At 39.5% G+C, this 14,665-nt stretch carries 15 protein-coding genes and 1 pseudogene; 7 read left to right on the plus strand and 9 right to left on the minus strand.

The window, feature by feature from the left end; translation table 11 throughout:
• Positions 1-43 precede the first annotated feature (43 nt).
• Positions 44-354: pseudogene (locus AAEY99_RS19065) on the minus strand (transposase); the annotation flags it as partial.
• Positions 355-674: 320 nt separating this feature from the next.
• On the minus strand, positions 675-1,559 hold the full coding sequence (locus AAEY99_RS19070) for a LysR family transcriptional regulator (RefSeq protein ID WP_162022577.1): 885 nt from the start codon (positions 1,557-1,559) through the stop codon (positions 675-677).
• A gap of 174 nt (positions 1,560-1,733) precedes the next feature.
• Here AAEY99_RS19070 and AAEY99_RS19075 point away from each other — a divergent pair, with 174 nt between their 5' ends.
• Both AAEY99_RS19075 and AAEY99_RS19080 read left to right on the plus strand, forming a co-directional pair.
• The gene (locus tag AAEY99_RS19075) at positions 1,734-2,411 is read left to right on the plus strand and encodes a pirin family protein (RefSeq protein WP_162022576.1); all 678 of its coding nucleotides are present in this window, start codon (positions 1,734-1,736) and stop codon (positions 2,409-2,411) included.
• A 155-nt stretch (positions 2,412-2,566) separates the two neighbouring features.
• Entirely contained in the window at positions 2,567-3,106 is a 540-nt protein-coding gene (locus AAEY99_RS19080; protein WP_162022575.1) for an NADPH-dependent FMN reductase, read from the plus strand.
• 920 nt (positions 3,107-4,026) lie between these two features.
• Here AAEY99_RS19080 and AAEY99_RS19085 read toward each other — a convergent pair.
• From AAEY99_RS19085 to AAEY99_RS19100, 4 genes are all read right to left on the minus strand, one after another.
• Positions 4,027-4,371, minus strand: coding sequence for a zinc ribbon domain-containing protein YjdM (locus AAEY99_RS19085; RefSeq protein ID WP_011636566.1), 345 nt, complete (start codon positions 4,369-4,371; stop codon positions 4,027-4,029).
• 285 nt (positions 4,372-4,656) lie between these two features.
• Entirely contained in the window at positions 4,657-4,848 is a 192-nt protein-coding gene (locus AAEY99_RS19090; protein ID WP_101085561.1) for a ribbon-helix-helix protein, read from the minus strand.
• Between the two features lie 196 nt (positions 4,849-5,044).
• The gene (locus AAEY99_RS19095) at positions 5,045-6,367 is read right to left on the minus strand and encodes a leucine-rich repeat-containing protein kinase family protein (protein ID WP_351011601.1); all 1,323 of its coding nucleotides are present in this window, start codon (positions 6,365-6,367) and stop codon (positions 5,045-5,047) included.
• 240 nt (positions 6,368-6,607) lie between these two features.
• Positions 6,608-7,651: an alkene reductase gene (locus tag AAEY99_RS19100; RefSeq protein WP_351011586.1), complete on the minus strand. Its 1,044-nt coding sequence runs from the start codon at positions 7,649-7,651 to the stop codon at positions 6,608-6,610.
• A 145-nt stretch (positions 7,652-7,796) separates the two neighbouring features.
• Here AAEY99_RS19100 and AAEY99_RS19105 point away from each other — a divergent pair, with 145 nt between their 5' ends.
• Positions 7,797-8,393: a TetR/AcrR family transcriptional regulator gene (locus AAEY99_RS19105; protein WP_101085568.1), complete on the plus strand. Its 597-nt coding sequence runs from the start codon at positions 7,797-7,799 to the stop codon at positions 8,391-8,393.
• A 99-nt stretch (positions 8,394-8,492) separates the two neighbouring features.
• Here the strand turns inward: AAEY99_RS19105 and AAEY99_RS19110 are convergent, their stop codons facing one another.
• Positions 8,493-8,750 carry a TIGR02922 family protein gene (locus AAEY99_RS19110; RefSeq protein WP_101085570.1) on the minus strand — a complete coding sequence of 86 codons (258 nt, stop codon included), beginning with the start codon at positions 8,748-8,750 and terminating at the stop codon, positions 8,493-8,495.
• Positions 8,751-9,357: 607 nt separating this feature from the next.
• Here AAEY99_RS19110 and AAEY99_RS19115 point away from each other — a divergent pair.
• Both AAEY99_RS19115 and AAEY99_RS19120 read left to right on the plus strand, forming a co-directional pair.
• Positions 9,358-10,083 (plus strand): YebC/PmpR family DNA-binding transcriptional regulator, encoded by a 726-nt coding sequence (locus tag AAEY99_RS19115; RefSeq protein WP_059746407.1) that lies wholly within the window; start codon positions 9,358-9,360, stop codon positions 10,081-10,083.
• Positions 10,084-10,654: 571 nt separating this feature from the next.
• Positions 10,655-11,728: a GGDEF domain-containing protein gene (locus AAEY99_RS19120; protein ID WP_101085573.1), complete on the plus strand. Its 1,074-nt coding sequence runs from the start codon at positions 10,655-10,657 to the stop codon at positions 11,726-11,728.
• Between the two features lie 318 nt (positions 11,729-12,046).
• Here AAEY99_RS19120 and hpf read toward each other — a convergent pair whose 3' ends face one another.
• On the minus strand, positions 12,047-12,403 hold the full coding sequence (gene hpf, locus AAEY99_RS19125) for a ribosome hibernation-promoting factor, HPF/YfiA family (protein ID WP_011636558.1): 357 nt from the start codon (positions 12,401-12,403) through the stop codon (positions 12,047-12,049).
• A 425-nt stretch (positions 12,404-12,828) separates the two neighbouring features.
• On the opposite strand from hpf, the gene AAEY99_RS19130 reads away from it, so the two are divergent.
• The gene (locus AAEY99_RS19130; protein WP_101085574.1) at positions 12,829-13,479 is read left to right on the plus strand and encodes a DsbA family oxidoreductase; all 651 of its coding nucleotides are present in this window, start codon (positions 12,829-12,831) and stop codon (positions 13,477-13,479) included.
• Positions 13,480-13,549: 70 nt separating this feature from the next.
• Here AAEY99_RS19130 and AAEY99_RS19135 read toward each other — a convergent pair whose 3' ends face one another.
• Positions 13,550-13,828, minus strand: a complete 279-nt coding sequence (locus AAEY99_RS19135) for an early set domain-containing protein (RefSeq protein WP_101085576.1) — start codon at positions 13,826-13,828, stop codon at positions 13,550-13,552.
• 331 nt (positions 13,829-14,159) lie between these two features.
• Between AAEY99_RS19135 and AAEY99_RS19140 the strand changes: the two genes are divergently transcribed.
• Positions 14,160-14,597, plus strand: a complete 438-nt coding sequence (locus AAEY99_RS19140; protein WP_101085578.1) for an OsmC family protein — start codon at positions 14,160-14,162, stop codon at positions 14,595-14,597.
• Positions 14,598-14,665 lie beyond the last annotated feature (68 nt).

Raw genomic sequence — 14,665 nt, forward strand, 5'->3', positions numbered from 1 at the left:
TTCATTACTTTTTTACACCGTTTTATCTTAAAGGAAGTTTACCTCAATCGGTGTACAGATTCATTAAGCCACAATACAGCCAGCGCTGGCAGTTTGAAGCGCTTTGCGTCGTTTTCGCTCTTGATGCTCACAATCTTCTGTTAAGGCAGGTAACGCCCCGACTGCACCTTTAAATAAGGCACCAAACTCTGTGGTGATTTTTAACCAGTTTTCAGCGGGTATATTCAGTCTATTGAGAATATCTTGGTTACTTTAACTCATTGCCCATCGCTTATCTTGACGAATAATTCGCCCGGTATCTTTAACCAGCACTATGTAGTCTTTTACACAGAACATTAAACCATTAGGTATGTTTACACCTGTCTTGGACTAGCCATCATTCATTACCTGCAAGTAAATATAGATAACTAAAGACTAGAGTGATGGTTAAATATTCGCCAATAATTTGGAGTGGCCTTGTTATTAAGGTTCAATCTCGCCGTAAATAATTCAAAGGTTTACGGCAGGAAATCCGATATTGCAGCCATTAACCTTTTAGATAATTTAAATGAAATAGAATCTTATTCTTAACTAAAAGCAGTCTAGTGAAGTGGATGAAATGCATGATTTTTAGGCTACTGACCACTTAATTTAGCCTAAAAAAGTTATGAATTTACTTCTTTAATATGTGCGTGTTATTTATTACATTCACGAAATTTATCGATGAACCATCTTATTGCCCTGCCTTTGTTATTTGTTCTCCAGCCAATGAACAGAGGAGTTAATGGTGCATCTTTAGCGATCTTAAGGGAAACCAGCTCCCCAGTTTCAAGGTGATTAGTAATACGATGCGTTGGTAAAAAACCAACTCCTAGCCCTCTAATTTGAGCTGATATCTTTTGCTCCATCGAGGCAACTCGTAACACTGTTTGCTTCTCAAATATCCTATGAGTCATGGCGGGGGACCTTTTTGAAGAATCTTTAATGATAATTGAATGAAATGGCTTGATATCATCTTCTGATAAAGGGAGATCGTATTCGAGTAAAGGGTGATTTCTCCCTACCACAAATTGCCAATCTGCTACTTTAATTTCTTCAAACTTAATTCCTTGAGTGTTTATTTCTGGGTGGGGTGCACCGATGACTAAGTCAGCTCTATTTTCAATAATTGCATCCCAACTCCCTGCTAATACTTCTTCAGTGATATTAACTTCAACACGGGTTTGAAGTTTATAAAACTCTTCAACGACATTATATAACTCTTCAATATCATAAATAGTATCGAGTGCTATAGTGATATGAGATTCCCAGCCACTGTCTACTTGTTTTGCTGTTTCTACAATACTTTGAGCTGCTTTTAGTAACTCTCGACCTTGATCAAGTAGCACTTTACCCGCAGGCGTTAAGATTGATCTTCGACCTTCTCGTCGATAAATCATAATCCCTAAATCTTCTTCTAATTTCTGTACCGTATAAGTAATTGTGGACGGTACGCGATATAGAGCGGCTGCGGCTGCGGCAAAGCTGCCTTTTCTGTCTATCGCATCCAACACCTCACAAGCTTCTAAAGATAATTTCACTAGCCACCTATTGATACTTTGATACTGATATTAATGTACAGTCAATTCGAACATATTTGTCAGTATTACTTTATTTTAATCAAATATTTTAAATATATAATAGCTTTACAGTTCGAAAAGACCAAACAGTAAGTTGATTTTTGTTATCAGCTAGTAATGAAAGAGGAAATTAAAATGCAGTTATTAAGTAAAGATTCATTACACAGAGGTGGATTTGCAGGATTAAAAGAAACCCGTCTTGTTGTTGATAACAAAATTGGCGGACAAAACGATACATGGAATGGACTTGGCAACTTTATATATTTAGCTGATGCGCGTTTTACGCCTAAAGGTCAAACGGGCATGCACCCACATAAAGAATTGGATGTCATTTCGGTTATGCTTGAAGGAAGTATAGAGCACCAAGGCTCTATGGAAAACGGCAAGTCAATGCAAGCCAATCAAGTGCAAGCACAACGTGCTGGTGGTGAAGGTTTTGTACACAATGAAATTAACCCTGATAATGTAGAAAACAGAATGCTGCAATTATGGGTCTTACCTGAAGCGGCCGGTGAGCCTGCAAGTTATAAATTTCATGATCTTAAAAAAGACCAAATGATACGTGTTTATGGTGGCAATAAATCACAAAGTGTCACACTTGATAGCGAAACTGTTATTGAAGTTGGTTTGCTCAGCAAAAATAAGAATGTCACCCAGGAGGGCGAGTTTATTGCTTATGTCACTGGTGGTGAAGGTGTTCTTAATGGTGTTGAAGTAAAAGATGGTGATTTGGTACGTGATGAAAAATTAGATTTTACTGCGCTCAGCGAACAAGTTCATCTAACACTTATTTATTTAAATAAGGCGAATTAAATATGTTATTACTTAAGGTTATCACTGCTGAGAGAACGGCTGGAGATTACGCTTTATTAGTACTAAATTAGCTATAACTAAAAAATTAATTTAAAAACCAAAAGGATTAATTGTTAATTCAACAATCAATCTTTCATAATATAGGAAATTTAATCTTGACAAAAATACTCACCGTATCAGCAAGTAACAGTAAAAACTCTATCAATAGAATGCTACTAGAGTTAGCGTCGAGCAAAATTGAAGGGCATGACGTTGCCATGCTAGATATTCGAGATTATCCAATGCCTTTCTTTAGTTTAGATAGAGAAGAAAGCGAAGGCCATCCTGAAACGGCTCAACAAGTACGTGCGTTATTTGCTGAATATGATGCTTTCATCATTGCTTCTCCAGAGCACAATGGTGGAATACCTGCAGAATTTAAAAATTTAATCGACTGGGTTTCTCGTTTAGGCGATTTACAAAATCCAATGTTTGCAACGAAGAAACCAGTATTGTTACTTAGCACTTCTCCAGGCCCTAATGGTGGTGCTACTAACCTTCAAACATTATCGCAATTAATGCCGTGGTGGGGAGCCGATATTAAAGGTACGTATAGCTTAGGTCGTTTTTATGATTACTTTGTTGATGGTAAATTAAATGCTGAAAAAGATCAGGAGCTTACAAACGTTGTAACAGCTTTTGTCAGCGCAGTTTAATATCCTTTCAGGTCTAGGCATTATTTTGTGATACTCAACTCTTTTTTGTAGTCCAAACGTCAACAATAAGGGGTTCTGGTAAGGCCTGGGAACGCTAGAAACATTTGGATTAGAGTTAAGTAGGTCATTCCATCTTCAATTTCTCGAAACTGGCGAGTCTAAGCAAAATGAAATGGGGAGAAAATGATTTGCATACCTTGCTTGCAATTGGCGTGATTCAACTCTGAACTTGATGACGTTGAAGACTCTTTACAACAGAATGCATGAGCTGATCCATAGTTTCAGGCTTAATAACAATTGAGGCCGTTGAAGACTCTTTACAACAGAATTCGTGAGTCTGACAGGCCTTTCTCGCACATCTGATCTATATGGATATTGGAAATGTCATTATGATGTCGGGAACATCATTGACCATGTGCTATAAGGCATCCTACCTATTAGATGCCTATCGGAAACGTTAGCATTTTCACTTTTTACTGCAAGATGGGCCGAAGCAAGATTCAAACGAAGTTAAAAGCTGGATCTATCCCCATGACGACCTTTTCGCAGCTGTTGTTTAATCCATTTGGAAAATGTTGTGGGACGGCTTGTAATGGCCAATTCTTGAGCAAAGAGCAAAGAGCAAAGAGCAAAGAGCCAAGAGGGAATAGCCGTTGATTTCCTCTTGGTCGGGTGTGGGCAAAGCGCCACGACGTTGATGTTAGTTTAAAAATGAAGTTAATGTATAAAGTTACCATGCAAAAATGGACAAAGAAAAAGGGCTTAGCATTGTTGCTAAGCCCTTCTATAAATTGGTGGGGCGGCGGGACTTGAACCAGTGTCCATAAAAAATCCCTGCTGGCATTGCTGCCTGCGGGGATTTTTTGTTAATCAGCCACAAGCTGATTAATGGTCACTTATAACAATTAGATTAATCGTTATTAGCTTTGTTTTTTCACAAACTTCGATTTCAGCATCATTTGGCCATTGCCATCGACTTTACAATCGATATCGTGGTCGCCGTCGACAAAGTGGTTGATCACTGCTTTAGTGCCGACTTTAAGCACGAGTGATGAACCTTTTACTTTAAGATCTTTGATTAAGGTGACTTTGTCGCCTTCTGCTAATAAGTTGCCGTTGGCATCTTTTAAAATGATGGCGTCTGGATCAACCACTTCTTCATTTGGGTTCCATTCATTGGCGCATTCTGGGCAAATTAACAATGTGCCGTCTGAATAAGCGTACGGAGACTCACATTTTGGGCATGGCGGGATTACATCACTCATATCTTTACTCTCTGTGTTCTTGGCAGTTGTCGAATAAGTTAATAGCGCTAATACGCAGTTCGACAGGCTTTATCGATTGGCGTGAGATAGAAAAGTATCTATCCTGCCGAATATTGTAATGACATTATAATGCCATTATCACAAATTGACTACCCTAGGGTGATAAACCAGCTGATCCACTTGCCCGCTAATGTAACGGCTAGCGTAACGACTAGCGTAGTAATTTGCATAGCCACTAGGTGACTAATAGTGTCACCAATAGCCTAACAATAGGCGAATTAAAGCTTAGCTTTTTACCTGTGGGTTCGGACGACTTTGATTGTCAGCAAAACTCACATCATGCTTTTCGAGGTATTCGCGAATAAGCTGACGGGTGACTTGTGATGGGGTGAGATCTTGCGCAGCACACAGTTGTTCAAATGCCTGCTTTTTTAGCGGGTCCATTAATACAGTAAAACGTGCAGTTTTATTTTCCACAGTGGCTAGCCTTTCATTACGACATGATAATTTGATTATAATCCAGTGTGTGGCTAAAGACCATATTCTGGATTTTTTATTCGCCGTACTATTAGCTCGATCCATTCACTCAGGCCATTAAATAGATCTATTCACTCGAGCTAAACAACTAGGCTGGTTAAACCTAATCATGTCTTAGCCCGAGTGTGTTTATCTGTTAAGCAATGCTCGCTAAACGGGGTAACAGCGCTTTAAAACTCGGTCTTGTTGATGAACTATGCTGCAAGCAATCTTGCACTAACTGGCGCAACATTGCCGCTTGTGGTGTGTTTGGGTTATCGATGAGGTTTAGCATGTCATCGACCAAATAACCAAACGCCCTAACCTCAATCGCTTGCATTAATTGCAAATGCTGTGGGGTAAACTGCTTTAAATTTGAGGCGGCACCAAAGTCACCAAACAACACGTTATCGTGGGTATTTATCATGATGTTGTGGGCATAAATATCACCATGGCTTATACCATTTTGGTGTAAATGAGCTAAAATATCAGCCATTTGGCTGGCAATATGAGTAATGCGCGCCCAGGTAAATACCGTTTGCGCTTCAAAAGTGTCACGGCTACAGGTTTGCAACGACGGCGGTAAACCTAAATTACCGTAGCTTGGTGGAATAAGTTGCATCACTAAACCCAGTTGTTCTGGTTGATTAATTTGTGCCACCACATTAATCAGATTAGGGTGCTCGCCAGCGGTTAAGCAACAATCAAGCTCATCTGCTGGATAACCATCACTGGTCACCATGCCCTTAAACAACTTAATTGCGACATCAGCGTCGCAGCTAAAGTTTGCCTCAACTGAGTTTTCTGTATGGTGAGTCGCTTGATAAATCAATCCTGATGCACCCTGCCCGAGTAACTGACCTAAGGTAAACTGGGTTAATGGCACGATAGGTACGCGAGTATTATCGCAATGTTCTACATGACTAAACGCGTTACCTGCAAAAGCCAACCAGGCTAAGTTAGGTAGCTCAAATAACCAATGTGGTAAGGCGGTAAGCTGGTTAGCCGATAAACGGATAAGAGCCAATTGATGACAATTAGCCATGCTATTAGGCAGTGCGGTTAATCGGTTACCCGCTAACGCGAGTTTTTCCAGACGATGACATTGACCTAAACTGTCTGGCAACTGCTCAATGTGGTTATCGGTTAATATTAACCAACGGGTTTGCTTTGGAATGGATGCTTCGGGTACGGTGCGAATTTGATTAGCTTTAAAACCTATCATTTCGAGCTTTGGACACTGGCCTAATACTGCTGGCAGATGATCAAATAGGTTATTCGACACAAACAAGATTTTAAGTTGATACAAGTCAGCAAAGTTATCGGGCAATGACGATAATTGGTTATTGCCAAGATCGAGCACTTCTAGGGTATCGGCTAACTCAAACAGTTTTACAGGAAATTCCGTCAGTTGTTCTGCGATACTGACCCGTTGATAACCTAGTAACAAACCATCATTTAATTGTTGCAGTGTTTGCATCATGTTTCTCTTTGCCGAAAATTGTCGACATAGTAATAGAGTGCACTCACTGAGACAAATTTCTGCCAAAAAAAAGACCACAGCAAAAGCTGTGGTCAAGACGGATGCTAAAAAACACAAATTGGGGTTGATAGTTTTAGCGCCATTTCTAGCATAGAAAATACTGCTTAGAAATGAATTCCTACAAACTACGTTTGACTAACCTCTGCTGAAATCAGTAACGTAAAACAATAAACTAGGTTAAATCAATTCCGTTAACATGGTGTCGGCGTATGCCACTAATTCGCCGCCATCACGCACTTTTGCCACATAATCTGGATTAGCAATAAATGGACGGCCAATCGCCAACAAATCAAACTTATTGTCGCTAATGGCTGCACTGCCCGTTTCGGCGGTATAGCTACCTACACCCACTAACGTGCCAGTGTAAACACTGCGTAGGTAGGTCGATATGCTGCCACCTAAGTAATCAAACTGCATTGAGTCGTCAAAAATACCGCCATGTAAAAATGCTAAATTGCGTTTAGCCAACTCAGGTAATAAATAGTCAAACACGCCACGGTCGCGAGGATCGGCTGCCATATTAAAATAGGCACCAGGAGATACTCGAATAGCGGTGCGATCTGCGCCAATTCTAGCCACAATAGCGTCAACCACTTCTAAGGCAAAGCGTGACATATTTTCAGGAGTTTGGCCGTATTCGTCTTCACGACGGTTACTGTCATGATGTAAGAATTGGTCAATCAAATAACCATTTGCAGCATGAATTTCGACGCCATCAAAACCAGCATCAATCGCATTTGCAGCGGCTTGAGCATAGTCAATCACTAACTGCTTAATATCATCTAATGTGGCAGCCTTTGGCGTTTGGTAAACTAATTCGCGCATTCTAGGCACAGTACCTTCTACAGCTTGAGCAGAAGCAGATAACACGTCGCCACCATCAAAAAAGTGTGAGTGTGCGACACGGCCAGTGTGCCAAAGCTGAGAAAAAATTTTGCCATCATTTTTGTGCACCGCATCGGTCACTGCGCGCCAGCCGTCGATTTGAGCTGGAGTAAATAAACCAGGGGTATTTGGGTAGCCTTGCGCATCTGGACGGATAATTGTCGCTTCACTGATTATTAAGCCTGCTTCAGCACGGCGAGCATAATAGTCTGCAATAGCTTGAGTAGGAACAAGATCATCATCCGCCATACAACGCGTTAATGGTGCCATTAAAATCTTGTTTGATAATGTTAGGGTGTCATTGAGTTTGTATGGTGTAAATAAACTTGCCGTCATGTGACGATCTCCTTTCTTGAATATACATTCAAGATTAATCTTAATTGAATACACATTCAAGTATTTTTTGAATAATCGATCAAATTTAGTTAGACTCGAGCGTTATGAGTTATCACGCTTTGATGTTGACCAGAAGTGACCAGATATGAGACACGCTGAATTTAATAGAGAAACGGTTTTACGTGCTGCCATGAGCACCTTTTTAGTGAATGGATACGCTAAAACCAGCATGCAAGATCTCACTAAAGCAACGGGGCTACATCCGGGGTCAATTTATTGCGCTTTTGACAATAAAAAAGGCTTGTATATTGCGGCTATTGAGCAGTACCAACAAGATCGCAATGAACAGTTTCAGCAATTGTTTGCTAATGACCGTTCAGCAGTAGACAACTTAGGGGCTTATTTAGCCTTAATTGTACAAGAATGCTTAAGTTGTGATGCTACTCAGGCGTGTTTACTGACCAAGTCACTCAGTGAGATGGGCGAGCAAGATGAGCAAATTAAACAAATGACTTGTCAGTTTTTGCAGCTATGGCAGCAGTCATTAGTAATGGTGTTCGATACAGCAAAAGCGCAGAAGCTAATAGCTCAAGACTGTGACAGCCAATTTTTAGCACAGTATTTAGTGATGGGAATTTACGGTTTACGAACGGTAGCTCACACCCAGCCTCATGAGCAAGTATTACAGCCTTTAGCAGATAAACTGTTAGCCGACTTATTACGCTGCGAGTCGCTAAACTAGCATGCCTAACTCTTGCCGTTAGCTCATGCGTGAAAGGCAACACATACAAAAATTACAAAAAAAAGACACTTTACGTGTCTTTTTTTACTTAAGGTTCATTTAATTGTCTATTTTGCTCATAACTCGTTGCGAATACACTCGCTCACCCAGTGAGTTAAGTATTTTGCACTCGCCTTCTAATACCGCAATAATAGATTTACCTCGACGAAATGATTCAGGGATCATTACACGCCCAGTTTGGCTGATTTGCAGATCGGTCATCACAGCATTATGCATTTCTAAACCGACTGGGGCTTCGTAATACAAAATAGTCACCGTCGCATTTGACGTTTGACCTTCAGCAGATTCAGATTTCATATTTGGACTCTCATTTCTAGCATACTAATTAAGTGTAGAAATGATATTGATCATCTAACTCATCAATTCATCTCAGGATAAAATGGATCAAACTATGGACTTTCAATATTGAGTTAACCCAATAGAGAAATCCTTTTTCTTATTTTTATATTTAGGCTTTATACGCTAATACTCTACTAAATTGTATTATCGATTGAAGCTTCATGATACATAAACTTAACACATCTGATGTGTAAATATGAATACTTATGTCCTGTAAGTGCGAAGCACTAGCGCTTTATTTTACCGTATTTACAATGTAAACAAACCGACTAAACCTCATCTCGGGATGATAAATAGGCCCGTTCAAAAAGTCAGATGATTTCAAGTAGATCATCGACATCGTTTTTGTTGTCTTACAAACAGTGCAAATTTACTTGGCAAAGGCAGGTCTATGGTAAGTGAATCCAACTAGTGACTAGGGCAAAGGACTGTTTGATAACCTTTTATTATTTTGCTAAAAGATTATTTATGCAAAATTTAGAACCAGCACCTAAACAGCACAACTTATTCCTGCTAGAATCGATGACAATTTTTAGCCTTAAACATTTAATAAAACGAGATTAAGATGGGCAGAGCATATCAAAATAAAAAAGAGTCCATGGCGAAAACCGCTGGCCAAAAGACACGAATTTACTCACGTTACGGTAAAGAGATTTATATTTGCGCTAAAGGTGGCGTCGACCCAGACGGCAACCTAGCACTACGTAGCTTGATTGCCCGCGCGAAGAAAGATCAAGTTCCGGCACACGTTATTGAACGTGCCATTGAAAAAGCTCGTGGTGGTGGTGGTGAAGATTATGATACCGCCCGCTATGAAGGTTTTGGTCCTGGCGGCTGCATGGTGATTGTTGACTGCTTAACAGACAACGGTAACCGTACCTTTACTCAGGTTCGCCAAGCATTTGTTAAAAATGATGCCAAGTTAGGTAGCCCTGGTACTGTTGGCCATATGTTCGAACATCAAGCCGTTTTTGTGTTTGAAGGCGAAGACGATGAAGCTATTCTTGAATTGCTTATGATGGCTGATGTCGACGTTGCCGATGTAGAGCTAGAAGATGGCATCATCAGTGTATTTGCACCCGTATCAGAGTTTAACAATGCGCGCACGGTGTTAACTGAAGCCTTTCCAGAGATTGATTTTAAGGTAGAGAATTTAGCATTTGTGCCACAAACCATGACTGAACTTACTGGTGAAGATATTGAAAGTTTTGAAAAGTTCTTAGCCGCTCTTGATGATTGTGATGACGTTCAGAACGTTTACCACAATGCAGACATTAACGACGACGAATAACTCAAACTTAGGCTGTTAAAGTGTTCTAAGCCTACGTACTAGAACACTTTTCAGCTTGTTTCTATTAAAGCCGTCACGTCTTTTTTTCACTCTCAAGATCCACAACCTAAACGCCTCAATGTTAAAATGCCAAGACGCTTCGCTGATAAATTCTATAAAAACGATAATGCTGAAACGCTAAAAGTTCAACAGTCTAACCGAATCCCCCTTCCTGCTTTATTTTGCTATAGCTTTATGTTGCTATAGCTTTATGTTGCTATAGCTTTATGTTGCTATAACTTTATGTTGCTATAACTTTTTAGTGATCGACGTAAGTGAAGCATGCGCTTTTCATCGTTGTTATCTGCCTAATAATCCACCGAACACTTTATTAGCAATGCATTAGGGGTTATCACCCTTACCGATGTTACCGCTTTGATTACTTTAAGCATGATCAAAAAAGATCATTGGATAATAGCTCAATTCATGTCACTCTAAATAATACTCTTTATACATGTTATTTTTGAATAGCTAACATCGCTAAAATCAATTCAAATGTCATATCGGCACCAAACATTTAAAGGATGACCCATTGCTAACATTCATTAAAAATGAAAGTAAAAGTAACGGAGAACTTCAGCAAACTCACGTTATATCCCTGTTTTCATTGGTCGGAATGTCGATGACTTTTGTGATGGGAGTAATAAGCTTATTTAACAGTAATTATGTGTTAACCATCACTCTATTTGTCTCCAGCATTATTTATTGTTTGGCTTACGTGGCGCTAAAAAAATACAACAAGCTTAACCTTAGCTCTTTTATTATCATTTACTCGTTATATATACTGATGTTCTACTTAGTCTTTACTGGCGGGGTGGAACAAACAGGTCCATTGTGGATATTTATTGTGGCGCCAGTTTCCGTTTATGTACTGGGATTAAGTTATGGTCTGGTTAACCTGCTATTTTTCATAAGTGTTGTCGCTATTATTATGTTTTCACCGATAGAGATGCCTCAATATGCAACTTACTCAACTGAGTTTAAAGTCCGGTTAATATTGTCATTTTTAACCACTACCTTCCTCTCCGCGTTATATGAATATTCAAGAATGTTATCCTACAATAGTGCGCTGAAGCTCGGTAAAAAATATCAACAACTCGCGTTATCAGATCCATTAACGACACTGGCTAACCGACGTAATGCATTAACTATTTTACAGCAGGAAAAATCAAGAGTATCAAGAAACAACGAATCATTATCCGTTTTGCTGTGCGATCTTGATCATTTTAAAATGGTCAATGACAAATACGGTCATAATTGCGGAGATATCGTGCTTACCGAGCTAGCGCAAGTGTTTAAACAAAGTGTGAGGCAACAAGATTGCGTTGCACGCTGGGGTGGCGAAGAGTTTCTGTTTATTCTGCCGCAAACCTCGGCGGAACAAGCTTTTATCATTGCTGAAAAAATTCGTACTAATGTACAACATCATAAGGTGCTTTTTCATAAGCAAGAGATTAGCCTAACCATCAGTATGGGTATTTCACAGTTAACCGATAACCAAACTATTGATGAGCTTATCAACAATGCCGACAGATATTTGTATCAAGCGAAAAAGAATGGCAGAAACCAAGTATATCCACAGCAAACAACATCTATCGACCTATGAGCCGATTGGAGTGTTTTCCATCCCATAAATGTTGTACTGTTTTATATCCAACAATAAATGCTAAATGCTAGAACGCTTCGCGGCTAGATTCTATAAAAGCGATAGCGCAGATGCTTTACAAACTTAACAAGCTGCAACGAATGTATTGATGCTTTACTGCGCTTAGCTTTTTAACAATGCAGCGTTCTAGCAAGTTGAAGTTAGCTTGAGTTGCTAGGTTGTTATGACTGCACAAGGTTAGTTTTTATGATGCTTTAACAAAAAACGCAGCCTAGGCTGCGTTTTGGATATCGTTGAATAAACGACTAGGGTTAACGGTTAACGTAAGTCCATTTCTTGAACTTTTTCGTAAGCGATTTCAGGTGCAGTTACATCTGGTTTTTCATGTAAATCTGCTTTTAATTGGCCTTTACGATGCTTTAGTGCCGCATCTAATTTTTTAGCGGCGCTCGTGATAGCGGGATACATGACTAAGTCAGTACCTTTGGCAGCAATGCGAGTTCCTTCATAGTTAGTTCTAATTTCAACATCATATTCACCATGCTCTTTAGCTATGATGATATCTAGCGAGATAAGCGTCGGGAAATGGCTAGCTATTTTAGCGAATTTTTCATCTACGTGTTGTTTGACAGTATCAGTAACATCAACATGGTGACCAGAAAGATTTATTTTCATAGATTATCCTTAAAAGAATTTACTTGCCAAATGTATTGCGTATTACAATTGCATGCTGACATAAATAGTGTTGTTGTACAAATGCAGGCTGACATATTTAGACATGGAACGTGTGCTTTGTATCACAAGTGCTCAAGCCTATAATGTGTTTTATATCTACTTGTATACTTTAACAGCGACAACATTGATAAACGTGCATGGGGTATATCTAATTGACCTAACCCTTACATTGATTAAACATCAGATTACTGATTAAGTATAGACACAATTTAGTCCCAAAGGTTGCAACTTTTGTGTTGTTTACACAAGTGATGGTAAACCAATCAATTAACCGCTAAAAACAGTTAATTTATAAGCAATTATACTTATTTTATTTTTATAGACTTAGCTAAATTAAGTCGAATTAATCATTAACAGGAACATTTATGACGACTAATCAGCTCCAAATTGACATTATTTCCGACGTAATGTGTCCGTGGTGCATTGTCGGTTATCGCCGACTTGAACAAGCATTGAGCAAATTTGATGATTTAGAAGTTACATTGCAGTGGCATCCGTTTGAGTTAAATCCAGCAATGGGGCCTGAAGGGCAACATTTAGGCGAGCACATTGCTGAAAAATACGGTTCAACACCTGAGCAAAGTGCTCAAAATCGTCAACGGTTAACCCAAATGGGTGCCGATTTAGGCTTTGAGTTTAACTTTTCCGACTCATCACGTATTTACAACACGTTACTGGCCCACCAGCTACTGTATTGGGCTGCCGAGTCTGGTAAGCAAACTGACTTGAAATTGGCGCTGTTTAGCAGCTATTTTACTGAGCAGAAAAACCCCGATGACATTGAAGTACTCATTGAAGCTGCAGCAAAGGTAGGGTTAAATGCTGATGAGGCTCGTGCTGTGCTCACCGACAAACGCTTTGAAGCTGCTGTAAAAGAGGAAGAGCAACTGTGGATCAGCCGCGGAATTCAAGCCGTACCTGCCATTGTGTTTAATCAACAATATTTAGTCTCTGGCGCACAAGATCCCGACACTATTGCTGAGTTGATTACCAAACTGACTACAGAAGAAGCTTAAGCCGTTTTCATTAAACAAACAAAACCCAGCTTTAGCTGGGTTTTGTTTGTTACGAGGCAATCACTTAAGCCTAGTTCAACTTGGTAACTAATAAGGTTGGCGATTCAGTGCTTGAACCTGTCACCGTAAAGCAATAGGTACCGACGCTTGTGGCATTAAAGTGCATGTTGGCGCCTTTTTCCACTAAGGTTTTCAACACCCCTTCAGTCACAGCGTCATCACCGGCTATTGCGCTAAAGTCAATTGTCGACCAATCTGCTGTCGCTATTTTAAATTCATTATCATCGGTAGCTAACGCAATATCGACGTGGTAAATGACATAGCACAGCACATATGCATTGATTACCAATAGATAGTCTTCCGTTTTTTTAAAACAGATAGTCTTTCGTTGTTTTAAAACAGATAGTTAAATAGTAATAAATCCATCTAAAAAGCTGATTTAAATGGTATTTAAATCGCTTTAATGGAAAAGGCTTTATCAATTTTGTTTGTATCGATTTCGCCACATGTAGTGGTCGTTTCGGTTTGACTATTTAGCTCAAATTAATGGACATTAAGGTACGCCTAGTGTTGAATCAATAGAGATGTGTTACCGTTTGGTGAGTGACCGCTTTTCAGGGTAATACACGCTAAATTAAGTTGTTATAAACACCACTTTTATGTGGTTTGGGGAGTACAAAATGGGCTTTAAATTAACGGTAAATTGGCAGTCTTCACCAAGTGAGGAAGGTGAATTTAATCGCGACCATGAGGTTAAGTTTGGTACAGGGCAAACGATTCAAGCGTCATCAGCCCCTGAATACAAAGGCAATGCCGATAAAGTGAATCCAGAAGAAAGCTTACTGGCTGCTTTGTCTTCTTGCCACATGTTGACCTTTTTAGCGATTGCCCATTTAAAGCGACTGCCTGTTGCCAATTATGTTGATAATGCTACTGCTGATTTAGGTAAAAATGAAGCAGGTAAAGTCGCCGTGGTTAAAATGACATTAGTGCCTAAAGTGACGTTTGCAGAAGGGATTGAAGTTGACGCAGAAACGTTAGCGAAGATACATGAAAAAGCCCATGCAAATTGCTTTATTGCTAACTCATTAGCATGCGAAGTTGAAATAAAGCAATAAGCTTTTTACTGTTTCGCTGTTTTAATGTTTTAATGTTTTAATGTTTTAATGATAACCCTCTCAACATG

It is taken from the genome of Shewanella sp. S1-58-MNA-CIBAN-0166, from assembly GCF_040310085.1.
Taxonomy (GTDB): domain Bacteria; phylum Pseudomonadota; class Gammaproteobacteria; order Enterobacterales; family Shewanellaceae; genus Shewanella.